This window comes from Nocardiopsis sinuspersici (assembly GCF_001998325.1).
GTDB classification, from domain to species: domain Bacteria; phylum Actinomycetota; class Actinomycetes; order Streptosporangiales; family Streptosporangiaceae; genus Nocardiopsis; species Nocardiopsis sinuspersici.
On the sequence record NZ_MCOK01000001.1, the window covers coordinates 5742805 to 5764137 of the forward strand.

Genomic DNA, 21333 nt, shown 5'->3' on the forward strand with positions numbered 1-21333 from the left:
CCGCGCGTTGAAGTGACGGTGACGAAGGGTCGCGATTCAGACTCACGGAGACGTGTTCCCGCCGGGGCCGTACGAGGACGCCGAACACACGGCCGGACATTGGCCCGCACCGGGTTTGCCGGAGGTCGCCCGGGTACGTCCGGTGTCAAACCGGGGGCAAACGATGTCTATGATGTCGGGTATGCGTTTGACCGGGTCCCCGACGGCCATCCCCCAGGAGCGAGCCGACACTGAGTCGGGTATTTGCTGCAATAAGTAACAACCAGGAAGGGTGGACCGCTTCGATGGGTGACTTTTTGTCCTCGGTGCTTCCCGCCGGACTGATCGACGTATTGTCGGCGCTCATCCCGCCAGTGGTTGTCGGCGCGGTCTTCTGCACCTTCGTCATCCAGCTCCTGCGCAAGGAGATGGCACCCCGGCGGATGGACGGAAGCCTGGTCAGCAAGGGTGATGCGGCCGAGGGCGCGGACGACGGTAAGAGTGCCGACGCCGACGGGGAGACCGCGGCCGAGGACGGTACGCCGATTGTCCGCGACGGGGAACGCGCCGAATCCGACGGTCGTTGATACGGTACTTGACCGATCACGGGCTCCGCGGGGCCCGGACCAGTAGCCGCACACGTGCGCGGGCCATCCCGCCGCCCCGCGCTGCTCAAGCGAGCCCTGAAACCCGGCGCCGGATCCGGGTGATTTCAGGCACGCCGGGAATTGTCTTCTGCGTTCTCGCGAGATAGCTTTATATTCAGGTGTGAAGACACCGCTCTTCTGAAAGGTTTGAATCCATGGCACAGAAGGTCCAGGTTTTCCTGGTCGACGACCTCGACGGCGGCGAGGCCGAGGAGACGGTGACGTTCGGTCTGGACGGCTCCGTGTACGAAATCGACCTCAGCGCGGGTAATGCCGCCAAGCTCCGCGAGGCCCTTACTCCGTTCGTCGAAGCCGCCCGCAAGGCCCCGGCCAAGGCGTCCCGCGGTACGGGTCGCAGGGGTACCAGCCGGAATGCTCCCAGCCGTGAGCGCAGCGCCGAGATTCGCGCGTGGGCGAAGGCCGCGGGCAAGCCCGTCAATGAGCGCGGCCGTATCCCCGCGGCGATCGTCGCCGAATATGAGGCCGTCAAGGGTTAGGTTTGCCGATGGCCCCCGTCCGCCGGAATGTTGCCAGGTCTTGACCGAATGGCGACCAGAGCGCTCCGGAGGACACCCGAACCCGACCCGTCCCAGGCCGTGCGCGGCCCAGTGACACGGGGACGCCAGGGGATACACGGGTTCATCGGACGTGACTGAGGAACAGGTTCCCGACCGGTGCCAGCGGTGACCGGTCACGGCCTCGGGTCTCCGCCGCCACACCCACGGGGTGGGCCGGACGGCGAGTCCCGGCGGGACCGGATTCCCGCCGAGCCGCCGCGAGACCCTGGTCGCGTGCCGACCACACGCCCGGTCGAGCACACACGCGGAACCGCCACGCGTTCCCCGTTCCCGCGGAGGCCCTCAGCTCCCGGTCCCGCGGCACCGACGAGCCGCGGGACCCGGGGCCGCCCCCGCGAGGCCGGCCGATCCGGCGGCGCGCATTTTCACGCTTTCCCCCATCGGTCGGTCAACAATGCCGCCCTGTTCGCTCAGGGCCGAAAAGGCTTACACGCGTGTGGCCCGGGCACTCTCACTCCCGAGAGTGCCCGGGCCGTTCGCCTTCGGCGTACAGGGAAATCTGACGCGGCAATTGGTAGTTGGATGTGGATGAACGCCCTATCGTCGGGGAAAGTCTCTGGCACGGGCGGCTTCGGCCGCCGGTGCGGAGACGTCCGTCCGGTCGGCCTCCGGTCGGCTGTTCGGACGGGTGCGACAGTGCTCCCCGGGGCGGTTAATCCCTGTGGGGCCGATATGCGGAAGAGTTGGGTCGGAGTGAACCGTCCCTGCCTGACCGCTCTGTAGAGGAGCGACGAGACATGTTCGAGAGGTTTACCGACCGCGCGAGGCGAGTGGTGGTTCTGGCCCAGGAAGAGGCCAGGATGCTCAACCACAACTACATCGGTACGGAGCACATCCTGCTCGGCCTCATCCACGAGGGTGAGGGCGTCGCCGCCAAGGCTCTGGAAAGCCTTGGTATCAGCCTCGAAGCGGTTCGGCAGCAGGTTGAGGAGATCATCGGCCAGGGCCAGCAGGCTCCGTCGGGGCACATTCCCTTCACCCCGCGTGCCAAGAAGGTCCTGGAGCTGTCGCTGCGCGAGGCGCTTCAGCTCGGCCACAACTACATCGGGACCGAGCACATCCTGCTGGGTCTGATCCGTGAGGGTGAGGGCGTCGCCGCCCAGGTGCTGGTCAAGCTCGGCGCCGACCTGAACCGCGTGCGCCAGCAGGTCATCCAGCTGCTGCACGGCTACCAGGGCAAGGAGCCGCAGGCCACGGGGGCCTCCTCCGAGTCCACCCCCTCCACCTCGCTGGTGCTGGACCAGTTCGGTCGCAACCTGACCCAGGCTGCCCGTGAGAGCAAGCTCGACCCGGTCATCGGCCGGGACAACGAGATCGAGCGCGTCATGCAGGTGCTCTCGCGGCGTACCAAGAACAACCCGGTCCTGATCGGTGAGCCCGGCGTCGGTAAGACCGCCGTGGTCGAGGGCCTGGCCCAGAAGATCGTCAAGGGCGAGATCCCCGAGACGCTCAAGGACAAGCAGCTGTACACGCTGGACCTGGGCGCCCTCGTGGCGGGCAGCCGCTACCGCGGTGACTTCGAGGAACGCCTCAAGAAGGTGCTGAAGGAGATCCGCACCCGGGGCGACATCATCCTGTTCATCGACGAGCTGCACACGCTGGTCGGCGCGGGTGCGGCGGAGGGTGCCATAGACGCCGCCTCCATCCTCAAGCCCATGCTGGCCAGGGGTGAGCTGCAGACCATCGGCGCGACCACGCTGGACGAGTACCGCAAGTACCTGGAGAAGGACGCCGCCCTGGAGCGGCGCTTCCAGCCCATCCAGGTGGACGAGCCCTCCATCAAGCACGCGATCGAGATCCTCAAGGGTCTGCGCGACCGCTACGAGGCCCACCACCGGGTCTCCATCACCGACGGGGCCCTGGTGGCCGCGGCGCAGATGGCCGACCGCTACATCAGCGACCGGTTCCTGCCCGACAAGGCCATCGACCTCATCGACGAGGCGGGCTCGCGGATGCGCATCCGCCGGATGACCGCTCCGCCGGACTTGCGCGAGTTCGACGAGAAGATCGCGGGCGTGCGGCGCGACAAGGAGTCCGCGATCGACGCGCAGGACTTCGAGAAGGCGGCGTCGCTGCGCGACGACGAGAAGCAGCTTCTCAACAAGAAGGCGCAGCGGGAGAAGGAGTGGAAGGCCGGCGACATGGACGTCGTGGCCGAGGTCGACGAGGAGCTCATCGCCGAGGTCCTGGCCGCCTCCACCGGCATCCCGGTCTTCAAGCTCACCGAGGAGGAGTCCTCCCGGCTGCTGCGCATGGAGGACGAGCTGCACCGGCGCGTCATCGGCCAGGAGGACGCCATCAAGGCGCTCTCCCAGGCGATCCGCCGTACCCGTGCCGGGCTGAAGGACCCCAAGCGTCCGGGCGGTTCGTTCATCTTCGCCGGCCCGTCCGGTGTGGGTAAGACCGAGCTGTCCAAGACCCTGGCCGAGTTCCTGTTCGGGGACGAGGACTCGCTGATCCAGTTGGACATGTCCGAGTTCATGGAGAAGCACACGGTCTCGCGGCTGTTCGGCTCCCCGCCCGGATACGTCGGCTACGAGGAGGGCGGCCAGCTCACCGAGAAGGTGCGCCGCAAGCCGTTCTCGGTGGTCCTGTTCGACGAGATCGAGAAGGCCCACACCGACATCTTCAACTCGCTGCTCCAGGTGCTGGAGGAGGGACGTCTCACCGACGCCCAGGGTCGCAACGTCGACTTCAAGAACACGGTCATCATCATGACGACCAACCTGGGTACGCGGGACATCTCCAAGGGCGTGGCCATGGGCTTCGCCAAGGAGGACGACGCCAACACCAACTACGAGCGGATGAAGGCGAAGGTCAGCGAGGAGCTCAAGAACAACTTCCGGCCCGAGTTCCTCAACCGTGTGGACGACGTCATCGTCTTCCACCAGCTGACCGAGGACGAGATCTTCCAGATCGTCGACCTGATGATCGCCAACCTCGACACCCGCCTCAAGGAGAGGGACATGGGGATCGAGCTGCGGCCCAAGGCCAAGAAGCTCTTGGCCGAGCGCGGGTTCGACCCGGTGCTGGGCGCCCGGCCGCTGCGCCGGACGATCCAGCGGGAGATCGAGGACCAGCTGTCGGAGAAGATCCTGTTCGGCGACCTCAAGGCCGGTCAGATCGTGGTGATCGACGCCGAGGGCGAGGGCAAGGACGCCAAGTTCCTCTTCAAGGGTGTGCCGAAGCCGGCCGAGGTGCCGGACACGCCCGAGGTCGAGGAGTCGGCCGCCGGCAAGCGGGAGTAGCCGCTCCGCCGGTCCACGTCTGAGACGGGGGCATCCCTTCGGGGGTGCCCCCGTCGGCGTTGGAGGGCTAGTGTGCGAGCGTGACTCATCCAGATCCCCGACAGCACGGTCCGTGGCAGGCACAGGGACGGTACCCGCAGCCCGGACATGTCCCCCACGGTCCCCAGCAGGGCGGGGGAGCCCCGCGGCCCGGCCCGGCCCCCCACGGCGAAACGCCCTCCGCCGGTCCTCCCACCGGTCCCCCCGGAGTTCCCCCCGCCGGCCCTCCCGGCGGCATGCCTCCCACGGGCCCGCAGGGACCCCACGGACCCCACGGCGCCTACCCGTACCAGCCGCCGCAGAAGAGGAGCGGTGCCGGGACCGGCCTGATCATCGGCGCGGTGCTCCTCGTGTTCGTCCTCATGGCGGGCGGCGGCGCGGTGGCGTTCTGGACGCTCTCCCCGGACGACAGCGGCACCGCCTCCGCGGAGGGCATCGGTACGGTCCGCCAGTTCTCGGCCCTGGCCGCCGACCACGTCGACGAGGGCGAGACCGTCGAGTACGAGGTGTACCCGCCCGCGGGAGGGCCGCACTATCCCGTCTGGCAGGACTGCGGGGTCTACGGGGAGCCGCTGCGCTCGGAGTACGTCGTGCACTCCATGGAGCACGGAGCCGTGTGGATCACCTACGACCCGGGGCTGTCGGAGGCGGACGTCCAGATCCTGCGCAGCCACTACTCGCCCGGCGACTACCTGGTGATCAGCCCCGCCGAGGACCTGCCCGCCCCGGTGGTGGCGTCGGCCTGGGGCTCCCAGATCCGCCTGGAGGACCCCGCGGACCCGCGCCTGGTCGAGTACCTCGTGGAGTACGTGCGGGGGGAGAACACCCCCGAGCCGGGCGCCGCGTGCAGCGGCGGCCGCTCCGGGACCGGAACCACCGGCACCGGCACCGGAGCCGTCGGCGCCGGGATCGACGCCTCGGAGTTCACCGGCTAGACCGGGCCCGTCCGGGCCCCTCACGGCGCCCGGACGGCGTTTCAGCCGGGAAGGGCGTACCGGCCGTCGTCGAGCGGGTCCACCAGCCCGTCGGACACCAGCGCGTCCAGAGCCCGCTCGCGCTGGACGCCGTCGTCCCAGACGACGTCCAGCGCGTCCTTGGACACCGGATGGACGGAGTCGCGCAGCACGGCCAGCAGCTTTCCGCGCACCTGCCGGTCGGTACCCGCGTAGGTCTGACCGCGCCGGGGCGGGCCTTCGTGGGCGGGCTTGCCCGCGAGCCGCCAGGCGCACTGGCCGGCGATCGGGCAGTCCGCGCACGCGGGCGCGCGGGCGGTGCACACCAGCGCGCCCAGCTCCATCACGGCCACGCCCCAGCGGGCGGCGACCGACGGCGTGGGCGGCAGCAGGGACTCGGCCAGGGCGGTCTCCGCCTTGGTCTGTGTTTTCGGCGGGTACTGGATCCCTGTTTCGGCCCTTGCGAGGACACGTCGAACGTTGGTGTCCAGAATGGCGTGACGCTGTCCGAATGCGAAGCTCGCCACCGCGGCGGCGGTGTAGGCGCCGATGCCGGGGAGGGAGAGCAGGGTCGCGTGGTCGTCCGGGACCCGGCCGCCGTACTCCTCGGTGACGGCCACCGCGCACGCGTGCAGGCGCAGCGCGCGGCGTGGGTAGCCCAGCCGGTTCCACATGCGTACGGCCTCGCCGGACGGCTCCCGGGCCAGGTCGGCCGGGGTGGGCCAGCGCTCCATCCAGGCGCGCCAGGCGGGCAGGACCCGCACGACGGGCGTCTGCTGGAGCATGATCTCGCTGACGAGGATCGACCAGGCGGAGGCCTCCGGCCGTCGCCAGGGAAGGTCGCGGGCGTTGGTTTCGTACCACGCCAGAACAGCGGTGCTGTAAGGGTTATCGCTCATCTTTAACCGGGAATCGGCGGGTTGAGTAGGTGGGGTCCACGCAAAACCGCAATACTACGGCGCATGGCGTCAAGTACCGGACATCCAGGAGCCGTCAGCCGTGAGACCTACTGGAGGCGGCGTGCCTTCGTGCTGGCTGGGATCATGCTGGCGCTCACGATCATCGTGTACGCCTGCCGTCCCTCCGGTGGGGAGAACGGTGAACCGAGCCGGTCGGACGCGGGCATAGGCGGACAGTCCTCTCCCAGTGTCGCACCTACCGAACCCTCCGACGCCGAGAGCGGGGGATCCGGGGCCGACGGGGCCGGGGAGAGCGCCGAGCCCTCGGAGGGGGACGGGGGCGCCGGGGGAGCCGAAGGCGGCGAGAGTGCCGAGGGCGGCGAGGAGTCCGGTGGTGAGGCGGCCGGTGACGGCGGTTCCGCCGACGGCGGCGAGTTGCCCGCTCCGGAGCGCCCCGAGGACCACTGCCGCCCGCAGGACGTCGTGGTCACCTTCGAGTTCGCCGAAGAGGACCAGCAGATCTACGGCGCGGGGGACAGCCCGGAGTTCACGGTCACCGTGGTGAACACCAACGAGCAGACATGCACCGTGGACGTGGGCGGCAAGGCGCTGGAGATCCGCATCCACTCCGGTGAGGACAGGATCTTCTCCACCGCCGACTGCGTGAAGGGCGAGGGCACCGACGAGCGCCAGCTCAGCCGGGGCGTCCCGTACGAGCACACGGTCGAGTGGGAGCGCGAGCGCTCCTTCGAGGACTGCCGGGGCGGCACGTCGAAGGTCAAGCCCGGCTGGTACCGCGCCAACCTGCACGGGGACTACGTCGGGGACCAGTCCGAACTGGTCTTCCAACTGAAGGCCTGAGCGGTCCGACGGGGCCGGGAGCGCGCGTCGCCCCCGGCCCCGCGGCACGTCGAGGGGGTGCGCCCTTTACTCCTGACATGGTCAGGGGATAGCCTTCCTGCGATTGGGAGCGCTCCCAAGCGGGCGCTCCCCTCTGGGGGCGCCCGCTCTCGGTCGCGGGACTCCCGGAGGCCGACCTCCTCCGCCCGGCGCTCCGGCCGGGAGGGCACACGGCCCCAGGACTCCGTATGGTGCGGGAGGAGGAGCCCGAACGCCACACCGGTGGCGTGTGCGGCCGAAACACAGGAGGGCGTGACATGCGCTATCGGGGACCGGCGGAGCTGGTCGTCGTCCGCCACGGCCAGAGCAGGGTCAACGCGGCGCTGGCCGCCGCGGGGCCCGACGGCGGCCGCCTGGACACCGACGGCCTGCCCGCGCGCAACGCCGACGTGGACCTCACGCCGCTGGGCGAGTCGCAGGCCCGCGCGGTGGGCTCGGGCTGGCTCGCGGGACTGTCGGCGCACCGCGTGCCCGGTGTCGTGTTCTCCTCCACCTATCTGCGCGCCCGCCGCACCGCCGAGCTGGCGCTGGAGGCGGCCGGTCTCGGCCTGACGGTGCACCCGGACGAGCGGCTGCGCGACCACGACACCGGCCTGTTCGGCTTCATGACGCCGGCCATGGTGCGCGAGTACGACCCGGAGGAGATGCCCAGGCGCCTCGCCGACCGCATGCACCACCGCCCAGAGCGCGGGGAGTCCCTCGCCGACGTCCTGCTGCGGCTGCGCTCCTTCCTGCGGGACGTGTGCGCGGAGTACCCCGGCGAACGGGTGCTGCTGTTCTCCCACGAACCGGTCGTGGTCCTCCTCCGCGGCGCGCTGGAGGGCCTGCCGGAGGAAGAGGTGTGGCGGATCAGCAGGGAGGAGCCCCTGGGGACGGCCTCGGTCAGCCGGTGGGCGGCCGACGCCGCGGGCGACCTGCGGCCCGACGGCTACGGGGTCGTGGCCCATCTGGCCGGGATGGGAGAAGGAGTCCGGAGAGTCCGGACGTAGTGCGCTTTCTCGGCGTTTCGCTTCGTATTCGGGCAGGGCCGGAACACGGTTGATCCGGGTTCCGGCGATCTTGCGCGAAATCGGAAACCTTTCGTGTCGACTCGATTACCATGCGTGGTGAACCTTGCTCCCACACTTCCGGAGTCCGTCATGAAGCGCACCATCCCGGCCCTGGCCGCCGCTCCCGTCCTCGCACTGGTACTCGCCGCGCCCGTGCACGCGGCCGAGGCCGCACAGACCTCTCCCGCGATCTACGTCCTGAGCGTCCGGGACGTCTCCAGCGGCGCGACCAAGGCGATCAGCCTCCAGTGCCACCCCGCCGGCGGCACCCACCCCAAGGCCGAGGAGGCCTGCGAGGCCATCGCCGAGGGCGGTTCGATCGAGGGCGTCGAGGGGCCGGGCGGCGACTGCACGATGATCCACGACCCCGTCGTCGCCACGGCCTCCGGCGCCGAGGAGTACCAGCGGGAGTTCTCCAACCGCTGCCTGCTCACGGCCGGGAAGGGCGCCGTCTTCGACTTCTAGGGGCGCTCGCCACGGCCCCGGAGCGCCGCGGGGCGGTTCCCGTCCCGCGGTCCCGGCCGCGGTCCTCAGTCCTCGTCGCGGGAAGCGCGCGCCCGCCTCGGCCGCTTGGCCACCCTGGACAGGGCCTCGCTCAGCTCCTCCACCTCGTGGACCCGGATACCCGGGACCGGGTCGCCGAAGTGCTTGGGCACGACGGCCTCGGTGAACCCGAGCCGCTGCGCCTCGGCCACCCGGCGCCGCACCCCCGTCACGGTGCGCACGTCGCCCGCCAGGCCCACCTCGCCGATCGCGATGAACCCCGTCGGCAGGGCCACGTCGTTGTTGGAGCTGGCCGCCGCCATGGCCAGCGCCAGGTCCACGGCCGGCTCGGTCAGCTTCACACCGCCCACCGTGGACGCGTACACGTCCATGTTGGCCAGCCGCATGCCGGTGCGCTTCTCCAGCACCGCCAGGATCATGTTCACCCGTGAGGTGTCCAGGCCCGAGGTGGCGCGGCGCGGTGCGGGCAGCGGGCTGGTGGCCACCAGCGCCTGCACCTCGGTGATCAGCGGGCGCCGTCCCTCCAGGGTTACGGTGACGCACGTGCCCGGCACCGGGGCGGTGCGCTCGGTGAGGAAGAGCCCGCTCGGGTCGGGCAGGCCGACGATGCCGCTCTCGGTCAGCTCGAAGCAGCCGATCTCGTCAGTGGGCCCGTACCGGTTCTTGACCGCGCGCAGCAGCCTCAGCTGGGAGTGGCGCTCGCCCTCGAAGTGCAGCACCACGTCCACCAGGTGCTCCAGCATGCGGGGGCCGGCGATGGACCCGTCCTTGGTGACGTGGCCGACCAGCACGGTGGCGATCCCGCGCTCCTTGGCGGTCTGGATCAGCGCGCCGGCCACCTGCCGGATCTGGGTGACACCGCCCGGTACGCCCACCGTGTCGGGGGAGACCATGGTCTGTACCGAGTCCACGATGAGCAGCCGGGGCGCGACCGCGTCCACGTGGCTGACCAGGGAGGCGATGGAGGTCTCGGCGGCCAGGTACAGCTTGTCGGAGAGCGCGCCGAGCCGTTCGGCGCGCAGCCGCACCTGACCGGCCGACTCCTCGCCGGTCACGTACAGAACGGGGCCCTCGGCCGCCCGCATCGCGGCGACCTCCAGCAGCAGGGTGGACTTGCCCACGCCGGGCTCGCCCGCGAGCAGCACCACGCCGCCCGGGACCGCGCCGCCGCCCAGGACCCGGTCGAGCTCGTCGACGCCGGTGGGGACGGCCTCGGCGCTCTCCACGCTGATCTCGGTGATGGGCCGGGCCCGGGAGGTGACGGGCGCCGGCGCGACGGCGGAGGGCGCGGGGGCACCGCCCTCCTCGACCGTGCCCCAGGCCTGGCACTCGCCGCAGCGGCCCACCCACTTGAGAGTGCTCCATCCGCACTCCACGCACCGGAACGTGGTCTTCGCTGCCTTTGCCATGCTCGCAACGCTAGCGGCTGCCGGGGACAGCTCCGGCGCACGGCGCGGTTCGGGCGCCCGGACACGGAGAGTGCTGCGCGGAGCGTCCGTTGGGGGTGGTAGTCCGCCAAGGCGCGAAGCGCCCCGGCGGGCGATGGAGGGCGACGGACGGACCGAAGTGAAACGGAGGCCCAGGGGCGACACTGACTCGGGGACACACGAAAGTTACCTACGGGTTAGGAGTCTTTCTCCGTAGGTCGTGTTAAAGAATTCTTAGGGTCCGAAGCTTCACGCCCCCGCTCCTGAGAGAGGAAGCCCGAGTGCCCCGTACATCCGCTGTCACCGTGTCACCGTTCCGAGCCCTGCGCCGCGTGCTGGCCCCGCTGGCCGCCGCCGCGCTGGGAGTGTCCCTGGCCGCCGCGCCCGCCGCCGCCGAGCAGGCGGAGGCCACCGAGTCCTTCCAGCACTACGTCGCCCTCGGCGACTCCTTCGTCGCCGGTCCGCTCATCCGTGAGGAGAGGGTCAGCACCCGGATGCCCCTGTTGGGCTGCATGCGCACGTCCAACAACTACCCGACCATGCTCGCCGAGCGGCTCGGTGTCGCCGAGTTCACGGACGCGAGCTGCTCCGGTGCGGTCATCAACGACCTCTACGAGCGGCAGTTCAGTGACACCCTGCCCCAGTTCGACGCGCTGACCCCCGAGACCGACCTGGTCACGGTCGGCATCTCGGGCAACGACTTCGGCTTCTCCGACGTCCTGGTCGAGTGCGCCAAGCAGAGCCTGAGCAACCCTCTGGGCGACCCGTGCGCCGACCACTACGGCGACGAACTGGACGAGCGGATCGAGAACCTGCGTCCCGAGGTCTCCCAGGTCTACGCCGACATCAACGAGCGCAGCCCCGAGGCCACGGTCCTGGCCGTGGGCTACCTCCAGATCCTGCCCGAGAAGTGGGGCTGCTGGCCGAGCACGCCCATCGCGGTGGGCGACGTGCCGTTCCTGGACGAGGCGCAGACGTCCCTGAACGAGATGATCGCGGAGGAGGCGCAGGCCCAGGGCGCGATCTTCGTGGACGTCCTCGAACGCGGCCACGACGTCTGCACGTCCTCCGACGTCCGCTGGGTGGAGGGCCTGATCCCCGAGAACGGGGCTCCGGTGCACCCGAACTACCTGGGCATGAGGGCCACGGCCGACTTCGTGGGTTCCGAGCTCGGTCTGCCCGTGGACGACGCGGCGTAGCCCACTGTGAACGGCTCTTGTGAAAGCGAGTCAGATTGACCCGTTCTCGACCGTTTTATCCCGCAAAGGTCAAGGACTCTTTGCCTTCTTTGGCGGTCGATCGCACTACAGAGAGTGACTTTCTGTGTTGATTGTGTGACGAATGGTGAGGACGTCGCGGCGGAGGGATTCACGCCACAGTGGCGTGGGCGCCGCGACGCGCCTACCGAATGTGGAGAACCACCGTCATGCGAATACAGCGACACTACGAGCAAACGCAGGCCTGCCGTCCCACGGACCCGGGGCGGCAGGCCTCGCCCGTTCCCACACGGCGGAGCGGACCGCGAGCGATCGCCGTCGCCGCGCTCACCGCGGCCGCCCTGGCCGCCGGTTCGGCGCCCGCCCTCGCCCAGCCCGTCCAGCCGCTGCGGCCGGTACAGCACCTGTCGGCCGCCGAGCAGGCATCCGACGGTTCCCGGCGCGTCCACCAGGCGCTCTCCGCGCCGAAGGCGGAGAGGGCCATCGACGCCGCCGAGTCGCAGAAGGGCACCCCCTACGTCTGGGGAGGGGAGAGCCCCAGAGGCTTCGACTGCTCCGGCCTCGTGCAGTGGGCCTACCAGCAGGCCGGGGTGGGACTGCCCCGCATCGCCCACGACCAGTCCAGGGCCGGAACCCGGATCCCCTACTCCGAGGCCCGCAGGGGAGACCTCCTCTACTGGGCCAACAGCGGCGGATACGCCTACCACGTCGCCATCTACCTCGGTGACGGCCGCATGATCGACGCGCCCCGCTCGGGGGACCACGTCCGTGAGCGGGACGTCCACCACTACAACCTCGGCGGCGCGGTCCGCCTGTGAGACGGGCAGGCCTCGCGCAGCGCGCTGACGGCCGCCCACACGCCCCGGGGAGTGAACCCGGCCGACTCTGACAAGCACCCCTGTGCCAGGTGCTCGGTACCGCCTTCACCGCGGACCGGTCCACGCGAGGGCGGCGCCGGGCCGCCCCGTCCGACACACAGATGTTCTCCGGGCCGCCCGCCCGTCCACGGGCGGGCGGCCCCGCGCACGGGAACGGCACGCCGCGTTCACGCGGGCGGTACACACCCGAGGGGCGGGAGCACATAGTCTGTGTCCCGTGAGCCCTATCCAGGTCCCAGACGCGCCCGTCGTCCTGTCGTCGGCGTCGGTCTACCCGGAGAAGACCCCGGCCGCCTTCGAGATCGCCGCGAAGCTGGGGTACGACGGCGTGGAGGTACTCGTCTCCTCCGATCCGGCAAGCCAGGACGTCGAACTCCTGAGGCGCCTCTCGGACTACCACCAGATGCCCGTCACCGCAGTCCACGCGCCCTGCCTGGTCCTCACCCAGCGTGTGTGGGGCAGGGAGCCCTGGGGCAAGCTCGTCCGCTCCCAGGAGATGGCCGAGGCCCTGGGCGCCAAGACCATCGTGGTCCACCCCGCCTTCCGCTGGCAGCGCGAGTACGCCCGCGAGTTCGAGACCGGTATCGCCCGCATGCAGGACGAGACCGACGTCGTCTTCGCGGTGGAGAACATGTACCCGGTACGCGTGCGCGACCGCGAGGTCGTCCCCTACGCGCCGAGCTGGAACCCGCTGGACCGGGACTACCCCGACGTCACGCTCGACCTGTCGCACACCGCCATGTCCGGCTCCGACGCCATGGACATGGCCAAGCGCCTGGGCGACCGCCTCTCCCACGTCCACGTCGCCGACGGTTTCGGGGGCCAGAACCTCGACGAACACCTCATCCCCGGGCGCGGACGCCAACCCGTCGGCGAGCTCCTGGAGTACCTCGCCGGGGGCGGCTACGAGGGCCAGCTGGTCCTGGAGGTCAGCACCCGCAAGGCCCCCGACCGCCAGGCGCGCATGCGCGAGCTGGCCGAGGCGCTGGCCTTCACCCGGCTGCACTTCGCCCGGACCACCGGCCACGGGGACCGTCCCCGCGACCGGCGTGAGCGCGTGGCGCTGCTGCGCCGCGCCCCGGACGAGCCGCCGCGCCGTTTCGCCGTGGACACCGGGGGGACCGCCGACGACAAGGGCGCAGTCGACCCGGACTCGGACTGAGTGTCCACGGAGTGGGACGACCGTCCACCCGGAGCCGCGGATGCGGCTAGCGTGGGGGTATCCGCAGGAAGGAACCCTCATGATCGCGATCATCGGTGCCGGGAAGATGGGCGAGGCGCTGCTCGCCGGAATGCTGGCCAAGGGCCACGCGCCACAGGACGTGCTCGTCACCGAGCCGCGTGAGGACCACGCCGAGGAGCTGCGCGGGCGCTACGGCGTCGAGGTCGTCACGGCCGCGGACGCGGCCAAGCGCGCCGACACGCTGCTGCTCGCCCTCAAGCCCCAGGACATGGTGTCGCTGCTGGACGAGCTGGCACCGTACCTGTCGCCCGCGCACCTCGTGATCTCGGTCGCCGCCGGGATCACCACCGCCGTGCTGGAGGGCCACCTGCCCACCGGCACGCCCGTGGTCCGCGCGATGCCCAACACCCCCGCGCTCATGGGGCGGGGCATGACCGCCGTCGCGGGCGGCGCGCACACCGGCGGGGCCCACCTGGACCGCGCCGAGGCGCTCCTGGGCACGGTCGGCGAGGTGGTCCGCGTGGGCGAGCAGCACATGGACACCGTCACCGCCATCTCCGGCAGCGGCCCCGCCTACTTCTACTTCATCGCCGAGACGATGATCGAGGCCGGTGTGGCGATGGGGATGCCGCGCGCCACCGCGCAGAGGCTGGTCGGCCAGACCATCACGGGCGCCGCCGCCATGCTCACCGACTCGGGGGAGCATCCCGTGGTGCTGCGCGAGGCCGTCACCTCGCCGGGCGGCACCACCGCCGCCGCACTGCGCGAGCTGGAGCGGCACGGTGTGCGCACGGCCTTCACCGACGCCATCGAGGCGGCCCGCGACCGGAGCAACGCGCTCTCGGGAGACTAGGCCCCGTCCGGTGGACCCGGTCCTGTGCCGCTGGGCGGCGGCGCTTCCCCGGCCTACCTGGACTCGACCCGGCCGAGCGGGTGCGGGTCGGACGCCAGTGCCTCACGCGCCTCCCGCCAGGCGGGGTCCCCGGGATAGAGCTCGGTGCGGAGGTAGGCCCAGGTGAGCCGCTGTACCGCCGACACCCGCTCGGGGCTCTCGTCCGTGGTCTCGGCGACGTCGTATCCGGAGATCCCGCCGAGCCCGTGCTCCGCGCCGAACAGGGTGAGCAGGGACTTGGGGCCCGGGGAGAGGAAGTACGGGTCGGCGTGCCACTCCGGTCCCCGGACCGTCAGGTGGGCGGAGGCGTCCTTGTCGCCGGCGACCACGAGCGCGGGCGTCCTCATCCCGGAGAAGTCGCTGGTCAGGAGGAAGGGGTAGTTCTCGGCCACGAACCCGGTGAGGGCGTCGCCCCCTCCGCCGGTCGTGGCGAGCAGTACACCCGCCCTGATCCGGGGCTCGGCCAAGTCCACCTCCGTTCCGTCGTGCGGATCGGTGAGCCGGGCTCCCAGCAGCAGGCTCGCGGTGTGCCCGCCCATCGAGTGCCCGGCCACGGCGACCCTGTCCCGGTCCAGTCGCCCGAGGAGCTGTGGAACGGCGGCCTCGACCTCGTCGAGCCGGTCGAGGACGCGTGTCATGTCCTCGGCCCGCGACCGCCAGTGCATCGGCGCGTCAGGGGCGTCGGAGTCCAGGTTCAGCGAGGTCGAGCTCAGGTGGGTGGGCTGGATCACGACGAAGCCGTGTGCCGCCCAGAAGTCGACGAGCGGGGCGTAGCCGTTCAGCGAGGAGAGGTGGTTCGAGTGGCCCTGGCCGTGTGAGAGGAGAAGGATCGGCAGTTCGCTCCCGGTCACGGGCGCGGAGACCCGGACCCGGAGGTCCACGGCCCGGTCGGGAGCCGACAGCACCACCGGACTGACCGAGAGGACGGGAACGGGCGGGCCGAGGGTGTCGGCCGTGCCGGTCGGTTCGCTCATGACGCGTGTTTCCCTTCGATGGCCTCTGCCGCCGGTCCCATGCGGTCGGCGGCGGGCGAGGCGTTCGGAAGCGTCCCGCCTCAGTCCGCCTCGGCTAGACTGAAAAGCGGATCGCTGTTCCTCTTAGCATGCGGAACAATGTTCCGCTTTGTCAAGCGCCGTCGGAAGGAGAGCGTGGTGCCCACTACAGGCGAGTCCGGGGAGAAGCCCGCCCGAGGCAGGCGGGCCGACGCGCGGCGCAACCAGGAGAAGCTGCTCGCCGCCGCCGCCGCGGTGTTCACCGCCTCCGGAGTCGACGCGCCGATCCGCGAGATCGCGGCCCGGGCGGGCGTCGGGACGGGGACGATCTACCGCCACTTCCCGACCCGGGCGGACCTGGTCGTCGCCGTCTACCGCCACCAGGTCGAGGCCTGCGCCGAGGCCGGGCCGACCCTGCTGGCCGAGGCGGACTCTCCGTTCGGGGCACTCCGCCAGTGGGTCGACCTCTTCGTCGACTTCCTGGTCACGAAGCACGGACTCGCCAATGCGATGCAGTCGGACAGCGGCGGCTTCGAGGCACTGCACGCCTACTTCCTCGACCGCCTGGTGCCCGTCTGCGCGCGGTTGCTCGACGCGGCGGTCGACGCCGGCGAGGCCAGGCCCGGTACGCACGCCTACGAACTGATGCGCGGCATCGGCAACCTCTGCGCCGGACGTGACGACGATCCCCGCTACGACCCCCGCCGGCTGGTCGAACTGCTCCTCCGGGGGCTACGGCGGCCGCGGCCGTCCTGACGCCGGCGAGGGGCGGGACCAGGAGGATCGCCGGGCCCGAAGATGGCCGGAAGCGGTCCGCCCCACGGGGGAACGCGTCGGCCCACATGGGTAATGTGCATAGGTAAAGGGTGTACGCGCCCCTTTCGGCCCCGTGCGGTACGGGGTCTCCCCCGTCGCCGAACCCAGGGTCCTCCATGACTTCATCCCCTCCTCCGTCCGATCCGTCCCCGTCGCAGGGTGAGGGCTCCCCGCAGTCGGGCGGCACGCCCCCCGGCGGAACTCCTCCCGAGGCGAACCCCCACGGCGGTACGCCCGCAGGCGGTGCGCCCCACGGCCAGACCGGCGCCGGCCCGACCGGAGGAGCCCCCTACGGCGGGACCCCCTCCGGAGGGATGTACGCCGGCGGTGTGCCGGGCCCGCCCCCCGGCGGCCCGCCCCCCGGCGGCCCGCCCTCCGGCGGGATGCCTCCGAACGGCCCTCCCCGGGGCGGGATGCCCCCGGGCGGACCTCCACCCGGAGGTATGCCTCCAGGCGGTCCGCCCCCCGGCGGAATGCCTCCGAACGGCCCCCCTCCGGGAGGAATGCCTCCGGGGGGAATGCCTCCGAACGGCCCTCCTCCGGGCGGGATGCCCCCGGGCCAGTTCGGCGGTCCGCCCCCGCCCCCGCCCCCGAAGCCGCGCAGGCTGGGCCTGTTCTCCTCGCCCTCGGCGGTGCGTGCCTCGCTGCTCAACGCCTCCGGGATGGGCGCCGGATACTTCTACCTGCGCCAGTGGCCCTTCTTCGCCGCGGCGCTCATCATCACCGTCGGCCTGCTGGTCACCGCCGCCGTCATCGGCGCCGCCGACAACGTCCTGCTCTGGGTGGCGGTCTTCGCCGCATGGTTCGTCGCCGCCGCCGTGCACGGCCTCTTCGCCGGGCGCTCCCGGGACGAGCACGCCCTCAACCGGGGAGAGCAGCCGGGCAGGGGCGTGATGCCCCTCCTCGTCGCCGGAGGCCTGGTGGTCGCCCTGCTCGCCTCCCTCACCGGCGTGTGGCAGGCGGGTGAGTGGCGGCTGCGTGTGGCCGACGCCGCCCACGCCCGCGGCGAGTGCGGTGAGACCGAGGCCGTCGACGCCTACGGGAGCGTGGAGGACCTCTTTCAGCTCTCCTTCTCCCCGTCGCTCATGGAGCGGGCCCGGTCGGGCGCCGAGGCCTGTGCCCTGCTGGAGCAGGCCCAGGCCGACGTGGCCGCCGAGGAGTACGAGCAGGCCCTGAGCTCCTACGGCTCCTACTTCGAGCACCCCGCCTCCCGCTGGGAGGACACCGACGGCGAGGTCGCCGGCATCCACCTCTCCTACGCCGCCAACCTGGTGTCCACGGCCGAGGAGGACTTCGGCGGCGAGGTCACCGAGGACTACCGCGCGAACATGCGCAAGGCCCACGAGATCTACAGCGTGATCCCCGTGGACTACGAGGGCACCGAGGCGGCCGGGAGCGTGCCCGACGCGCTCACCGAGCTGTACGAGACCGGGACCAGCCAGTACGCCGCCGAGAACTGGTGCGCGGGCTTCGACCAGATCGAGATGTTCTCCGACCTGGCCTGGGACACCGTCCCCGAGGTCGCCGAGCGCATGGCCGCCGAACGCCCGAACGCCGCGCTCAAGTGCGGTTGGGAGCACGTCGAGGAGGGCGGCTTCGCGCCGGCCGAGGAGATGGTCGACCTCCTGAAGGCGGAGTACCCCGACCACGAGGCCGAGGACGTCGAGAAGATGGTCGTCCACATCGGGGCCGGCCGCATCGAGTCCGAGATGGACACCATGACCGCCATCGGCGAGGTCGAGTTCTCCCCGACCCCCACGGGCAGTTCCGGCAACGACAAGACCGTTCTGGAGATCACCAACAACTCGCCGTACGAGATGCGGTTCCTCTACGTCGGGCCGGGCAAGGTACACGACGAGATCCTCACCCCCGCGTGCGAGGACTGCGAGGCCTACAGCTCGCCGCCCACGGGCAACTCCTGCTTCGAGAAGGGCGAGGTGATGAAGCTGGAGCTCAAGCCGGGCGAGTACCGGGTGCTGCTCACCTCCAACGACTCGCTCTTCGCGGCGCCCCTGCACGGCAACGTCGACTTCAAGGCGGGCGACAAGCACGAGTCCTGCTACTACGTCACCGAGGAGTAGCCGGGTACCCGGGCCCGGCGCGGGAGGGACCCCGCGCCGGGCCCGGCGGCCCCGCCACGGCCCCGGTCCCGCGGGTCGACGTGCCACCCCGGGGTTCGGGTCGCCGTCCGGTTTTGCGTACTGTGTGCTTCGGAGCACGCACACCTGAAACGGGGGTCACCACATGGGAGGACGCACGTCCTGCTCGCTTCGGGTGGCATGGGATGACGGACTCACCGCCTACGACTTCGGACCCCAGCATCCGATGGCGCCGGTCCGCGTCGAGCTGACCATGGCGCTCAGCCGCGATCTCGGTGTCCTGGACGCGGCGGGAGTCGGTCTGCTCGACGTCGAGCCGGCCTCGGACGAACTGCTGGCCCTGGTGCACGACCCCGCCTACATCGAGGCGGTCAAACGCGCGGGCCGCACCATGGAGCCCGACGATGCCCACATGCTGGGCACCCCGGACAACCCCGTCTTCAAGAACATGCACGACGCCTCCGCGCTCATCTCCGGCGCGTCCGTGGCCGCGGCCCGGGCCGTGTGGTCCGGCGAGTGCGCGCACGCCGCCAACATCGCGGGCGGCCTGCACCACGCCATGCGCGGCAACGCGTGGGGCTTCTGCGTCTACAACGACCCCGCCCTGGCCATCGCCTGGCTGCTGGAGCAGGGGGCCAAGCGGATCGCCTACGTGGACGTGGACGTCCACCACGGGGACGGTGTCCAGAAGGCCTTCTACAACGACCCGCGCGTACTCACCATCAGTCTCCACGAGTCGCCGGCGACCCTGTTCCCCGGCACCGGCCAGGCCTCGGAGACCGGCGGGCCGGACGCCGAGGGCTACGCGGTCAACGTCGCCCTCCCGGCGGGGACCGGCGACACGGGCTGGCACCGCGCCTTCGACGCCGTCGTGCCGCCGCTGCTGCACGAGTTCCAGCCGGAGATACTAGTCACCCAGCAGGGCTGCGACACCCACGCCCTGGACCCGCTCGCCAACCTCACACTGAGCGTGGACGGCCAGCGCCGGGCCTACACCGAGCTGCACAAGCTCGCCCAGAAGACCGCCGGCGGCCGGTGGCTGCTGTTCGGCGGCGGCGGGTACGGTCTGGTGCACGTCGTCCCGCGCGCCTGGACCCACCTGCTGGGCGAGGCCGCCGGGCACCCGATCCACCCCGACACCGAGACCCCGCAGAGCTGGCGCGACTTCGTGCGCCGGCGCACCGGGGAACTGGCGCCGCTGTACATGACCGACGGACGCGACGTGTCCTTCGAACCCTTCGAGAACGGCTACGACCCCGGCGACCCGGTCGACCGCGCCATCCACGCGACCCGTACCGCGGTCTTCCCCAGCCACGGCATCGACCCGAGCCTGTAGCGGAGTGGAGGAGGGACGCGGCGGTGCCTCCGGCGGCCCCGGACCGCGTCCCCGTCCCCTTCTCCCGCACCGGAACCGGCGGCGCGGACCCTTCCGTAACACCCCGGTGTCGACCGGCGCGAATTCCGGGGTACCCGCGCGTGACGCGCCCCGAGCGGGTAGGACAGAGGTTGAATACCGGGCGAACAGGAGCAGGCGTCGTGGTGGCAGCACGGCGTGGCGCACGCTCGCTGCGCAGACGAGGAAGGGGAACACCAGGTGACGCCGCCGACACGCGCTGAACTCATCACCTATCTGGTGCGCACGGGGATCGCCGGACACGTCGACACCCCACGCCAGAACAACCTTCGGCACTACCGGCGGCTCGTCCAGAAGGACCCCTACCACCAGTTCGGCCTCACGTTCGCCCACGACTGGACCTACCCCGAGGTCCTGGCCCTCATGAGCAAGCGCTGCGGAGTGGTCTCCGACGAGGAGTACGTGTGGGGGATCGACACGATCGACCCCGACCTGACCATCGACGCCCTGGAGGGCCTCGCCGACCGGATGGCCCTGGCCGCCGAACGCCGGGAGCGGGTCATGTTCGCCACCGGCCACCCCCGCAACCTCCGCGAGACCTACCGGGCCTGGAAGGACGCCCTCGCCGAACGCGGCTGCCCGGTCGTCACCGCGGGAGGCGGTTACTCCTACGAGGTGACCACAGAACGTCCTCCGAACCGCCGGATCGTTGTCTGGGAGGACGATGTCGCGATCGTCACGGACGGACACCTCGCGCGCCACAGCCACCACCCCTTCGCCATGCGTGCCATCCTGGCCGACCTCGCGGACCGCGGTGAGGCGTGGCCGCAGTTGGTCATCGCGGATCACGGGTTCGCGGGTGCGGCAGGGGAGGCGGGGGTGCCCACGGTGGGCTTCGCCGACTGCAACGACCCCGCGCTGTTCCTTGCCGAGTCCGAGGGAAAACTACTGGTCACCGTGCCTTTGGACGACGGATATCTGACCGAGGACTATGCGCCGCTACGCCAGTACGTTCTCGCTCGGGCCGGTCTGTTGTGACAGGGGAGCACCATTTATACCCAGCGTTAAACCTCAACCGCCCCGCCATCAACGCATATCGGCGAAGACAGTACGAACGGCCTTTCGCTGGAGGGGACTCGGCTCTACCCTGAAAACGGACGTGTCAGTAGTGAAAGCACGACACGCTGGCGTGGCGTTGGGACGGGCACACCGGGGTCGTCCTTCCCGCCGTGCACCACGCCGGGCTGAACGGTAGACAATGCTCACGTCCGGGAATGAGGGCGTCGGAAGATGAACGGGAGCAAGCCGCCTCTCGAAGAGGTCAGGTTCTTGACGGTGGCGGAGGTCGCCACGATCATGCGTGTGTCCAAGATGACCGTTTACCGAATGGTGCACTCGGGAGTTCTCCCCGCGATTCGCGTGGGGCGTTCCTACCGGGTCCCCGAGCGGGCCGTACACGACTACCTTCGCGAGGCTTTCGTCGAGGCTGGTTGATCCGGGCCGGGCCGACCGGGGCTGCCCCCAGCCTCCGGTCAGCCACAACGCGGGGGGCGGTGCCCTCAGGGCCATCGCCCCCACCCCCTCCTCCCCCTCTCCGGGGCTCCTCCCGCCACACGCCCCGCCGTACGGGGCCGGCCACCCGCGTCGACGCTTGTGCCGGGGCGGCGAGACGGCGGCCA

At 70.9% G+C, this 21333-nt stretch carries 19 protein-coding genes; 16 read left to right on the forward strand and 3 right to left on the reverse strand.

Annotated features, from left to right (window positions below; translation table 11 throughout):
* Positions 1 to 284 precede the first annotated feature (284 nt).
* The 4 genes from NOSIN_RS24870 (at position 285) to NOSIN_RS24885 (ending at position 5426) form a co-directional block, all read left to right on the forward strand.
* A complete protein-coding gene (locus NOSIN_RS24870) occupies positions 285 to 566 on the forward strand; it encodes a hypothetical protein (RefSeq protein WP_077693054.1) in 282 nt (93 codons plus the stop codon).
* A 215-nt stretch (positions 567 to 781) separates the two neighbouring features.
* Positions 782 to 1123 carry a histone-like nucleoid-structuring protein Lsr2 gene (locus tag NOSIN_RS24875; protein WP_077693055.1) on the forward strand — a complete coding sequence of 114 codons (342 nt, stop codon included), beginning with the start codon at positions 782 to 784 and terminating at the stop codon, positions 1121 to 1123.
* A gap of 818 nt (positions 1124 to 1941) precedes the next feature.
* Entirely contained in the window at positions 1942 to 4452 is a 2511-nt protein-coding gene (locus NOSIN_RS24880) for an ATP-dependent Clp protease ATP-binding subunit (RefSeq protein ID WP_077693056.1), read from the forward strand.
* A gap of 275 nt (positions 4453 to 4727) precedes the next feature.
* Positions 4728 to 5426: a DUF3105 domain-containing protein gene (locus NOSIN_RS24885; protein WP_143833003.1), complete on the forward strand. Its 699-nt coding sequence runs from the start codon at positions 4728 to 4730 to the stop codon at positions 5424 to 5426.
* Positions 5427 to 5467: 41 nt separating this feature from the next.
* Here the strand turns inward: NOSIN_RS24885 and NOSIN_RS24890 are convergent, their stop codons facing one another.
* Complete coding sequence (locus tag NOSIN_RS24890) at positions 5468 to 6343, reverse strand: HhH-GPD family protein (protein ID WP_077693057.1); 876 nt, start codon at positions 6341 to 6343, stop codon at positions 5468 to 5470.
* A gap of 129 nt (positions 6344 to 6472) precedes the next feature.
* Between NOSIN_RS24890 and NOSIN_RS24895 the strand changes: the two genes are divergently transcribed.
* From NOSIN_RS24895 to NOSIN_RS24905, 3 genes are all read left to right on the forward strand, one after another.
* On the forward strand, positions 6473 to 7204 hold the full coding sequence (locus NOSIN_RS24895) for a hypothetical protein (protein ID WP_171986683.1): 732 nt from the start codon (positions 6473 to 6475) through the stop codon (positions 7202 to 7204).
* Between the two features lie 296 nt (positions 7205 to 7500).
* Positions 7501 to 8232: a histidine phosphatase family protein gene (locus tag NOSIN_RS24900; RefSeq protein WP_077693766.1), complete on the forward strand. Its 732-nt coding sequence runs from the start codon at positions 7501 to 7503 to the stop codon at positions 8230 to 8232.
* Positions 8233 to 8382: 150 nt separating this feature from the next.
* Positions 8383 to 8757, forward strand: a complete 375-nt coding sequence (locus tag NOSIN_RS24905) for an SSI family serine proteinase inhibitor (RefSeq protein WP_077693059.1) — start codon at positions 8383 to 8385, stop codon at positions 8755 to 8757.
* A 65-nt stretch (positions 8758 to 8822) separates the two neighbouring features.
* Here the strand turns inward: NOSIN_RS24905 and radA are convergent, their stop codons facing one another.
* On the reverse strand, positions 8823 to 10205 hold the full coding sequence (radA, locus tag NOSIN_RS24910; protein ID WP_077693060.1) for a DNA repair protein RadA: 1383 nt from the start codon (positions 10203 to 10205) through the stop codon (positions 8823 to 8825).
* Positions 10206 to 10504: 299 nt separating this feature from the next.
* On the opposite strand from radA, the gene NOSIN_RS24915 reads away from it, so the two are divergent.
* From NOSIN_RS24915 to proC, 4 genes are all read left to right on the forward strand, one after another.
* Entirely contained in the window at positions 10505 to 11422 is a 918-nt protein-coding gene (locus NOSIN_RS24915) for an SGNH/GDSL hydrolase family protein (protein ID WP_077693061.1), read from the forward strand.
* Between the two features lie 227 nt (positions 11423 to 11649).
* Entirely contained in the window at positions 11650 to 12258 is a 609-nt protein-coding gene (locus NOSIN_RS24920; protein ID WP_077693062.1) for a C40 family peptidase, read from the forward strand.
* 277 nt (positions 12259 to 12535) lie between these two features.
* Entirely contained in the window at positions 12536 to 13480 is a 945-nt protein-coding gene (locus NOSIN_RS24925; protein ID WP_077693063.1) for a sugar phosphate isomerase/epimerase family protein, read from the forward strand.
* 79 nt (positions 13481 to 13559) lie between these two features.
* The gene (gene proC, locus NOSIN_RS24930; protein ID WP_077693064.1) at positions 13560 to 14354 is read left to right on the forward strand and encodes a pyrroline-5-carboxylate reductase; all 795 of its coding nucleotides are present in this window, start codon (positions 13560 to 13562) and stop codon (positions 14352 to 14354) included.
* 53 nt (positions 14355 to 14407) lie between these two features.
* Here the strand turns inward: proC and NOSIN_RS24935 are convergent, their stop codons facing one another.
* Complete coding sequence (locus NOSIN_RS24935) at positions 14408 to 15367, reverse strand: alpha/beta hydrolase family protein (RefSeq protein ID WP_077693065.1); 960 nt, start codon at positions 15365 to 15367, stop codon at positions 14408 to 14410.
* A gap of 177 nt (positions 15368 to 15544) precedes the next feature.
* Here NOSIN_RS24935 and NOSIN_RS24940 point away from each other — a divergent pair, with 177 nt between their 5' ends.
* From NOSIN_RS24940 to NOSIN_RS24965, 5 genes are all read left to right on the forward strand, one after another.
* Positions 15545 to 16141 carry a TetR/AcrR family transcriptional regulator gene (locus NOSIN_RS24940; RefSeq protein WP_077693066.1) on the forward strand — a complete coding sequence of 199 codons (597 nt, stop codon included), beginning with the start codon at positions 15545 to 15547 and terminating at the stop codon, positions 16139 to 16141.
* A gap of 578 nt (positions 16142 to 16719) precedes the next feature.
* On the forward strand, positions 16720 to 18282 hold the full coding sequence (locus NOSIN_RS24950) for a DUF1109 domain-containing protein (RefSeq protein ID WP_227014619.1): 1563 nt from the start codon (positions 16720 to 16722) through the stop codon (positions 18280 to 18282).
* Positions 18283 to 18475: 193 nt separating this feature from the next.
* Positions 18476 to 19636: an acetoin utilization protein AcuC gene (locus NOSIN_RS24955; protein WP_077693068.1), complete on the forward strand. Its 1161-nt coding sequence runs from the start codon at positions 18476 to 18478 to the stop codon at positions 19634 to 19636.
* Between the two features lie 258 nt (positions 19637 to 19894).
* On the forward strand, positions 19895 to 20692 hold the full coding sequence (locus tag NOSIN_RS24960) for a phosphatase (protein WP_077693069.1): 798 nt from the start codon (positions 19895 to 19897) through the stop codon (positions 20690 to 20692).
* 252 nt (positions 20693 to 20944) lie between these two features.
* Positions 20945 to 21148 (forward strand): helix-turn-helix domain-containing protein, encoded by a 204-nt coding sequence (locus tag NOSIN_RS24965; protein ID WP_013155995.1) that lies wholly within the window; start codon positions 20945 to 20947, stop codon positions 21146 to 21148.
* Positions 21149 to 21333: the final 185 nt, after the last annotated feature.

Bases quoted from the DNA above. Each gene is read 5' to 3' on its own strand.
- NOSIN_RS24900 (WP_077693766.1), top strand. From the start codon at position 7,501: ATGCGCTATCGGGGACCGGCGGAGCTGGTCGTCGTCCGCCACGGCCAG.
- NOSIN_RS24965 (WP_013155995.1), top strand. From the start codon at position 20,945: ATGAACGGGAGCAAGCCGCCTCTCGAAGAGGTCAGGTTCTTGACGGTG.
- NOSIN_RS24885 (WP_143833003.1), top strand. From the start codon at position 4,728: ATGCCTCCCACGGGCCCGCAGGGACCCCACGGACCCCACGGCGCCTAC.
- radA (WP_077693060.1), bottom strand. From the start codon at position 10,205: ATGGCAAAGGCAGCGAAGACCACGTTCCGGTGCGTGGAGTGCGGATGG.
- NOSIN_RS24905 (WP_077693059.1), top strand. From the start codon at position 8,383: ATGAAGCGCACCATCCCGGCCCTGGCCGCCGCTCCCGTCCTCGCACTG.
- proC (WP_077693064.1), top strand. From the start codon at position 13,560: ATGATCGCGATCATCGGTGCCGGGAAGATGGGCGAGGCGCTGCTCGCC.
- NOSIN_RS24890 (WP_077693057.1), bottom strand. From the start codon at position 6,343: ATGAGCGATAACCCTTACAGCACCGCTGTTCTGGCGTGGTACGAAACC.
- NOSIN_RS24950 (WP_227014619.1), top strand. From the start codon at position 16,720: ATGCCTCCGAACGGCCCTCCTCCGGGCGGGATGCCCCCGGGCCAGTTC.
- NOSIN_RS24880 (WP_077693056.1), top strand. From the start codon at position 1,942: ATGTTCGAGAGGTTTACCGACCGCGCGAGGCGAGTGGTGGTTCTGGCC.
- NOSIN_RS24870 (WP_077693054.1), top strand. From the start codon at position 285: ATGGGTGACTTTTTGTCCTCGGTGCTTCCCGCCGGACTGATCGACGTA.
- NOSIN_RS24920 (WP_077693062.1), top strand. From the start codon at position 11,650: ATGCGAATACAGCGACACTACGAGCAAACGCAGGCCTGCCGTCCCACG.
- NOSIN_RS24935 (WP_077693065.1), bottom strand. From the start codon at position 15,367: ATGAGCGAACCGACCGGCACGGCCGACACCCTCGGCCCGCCCGTTCCC.
- NOSIN_RS24875 (WP_077693055.1), top strand. From the start codon at position 782: ATGGCACAGAAGGTCCAGGTTTTCCTGGTCGACGACCTCGACGGCGGC.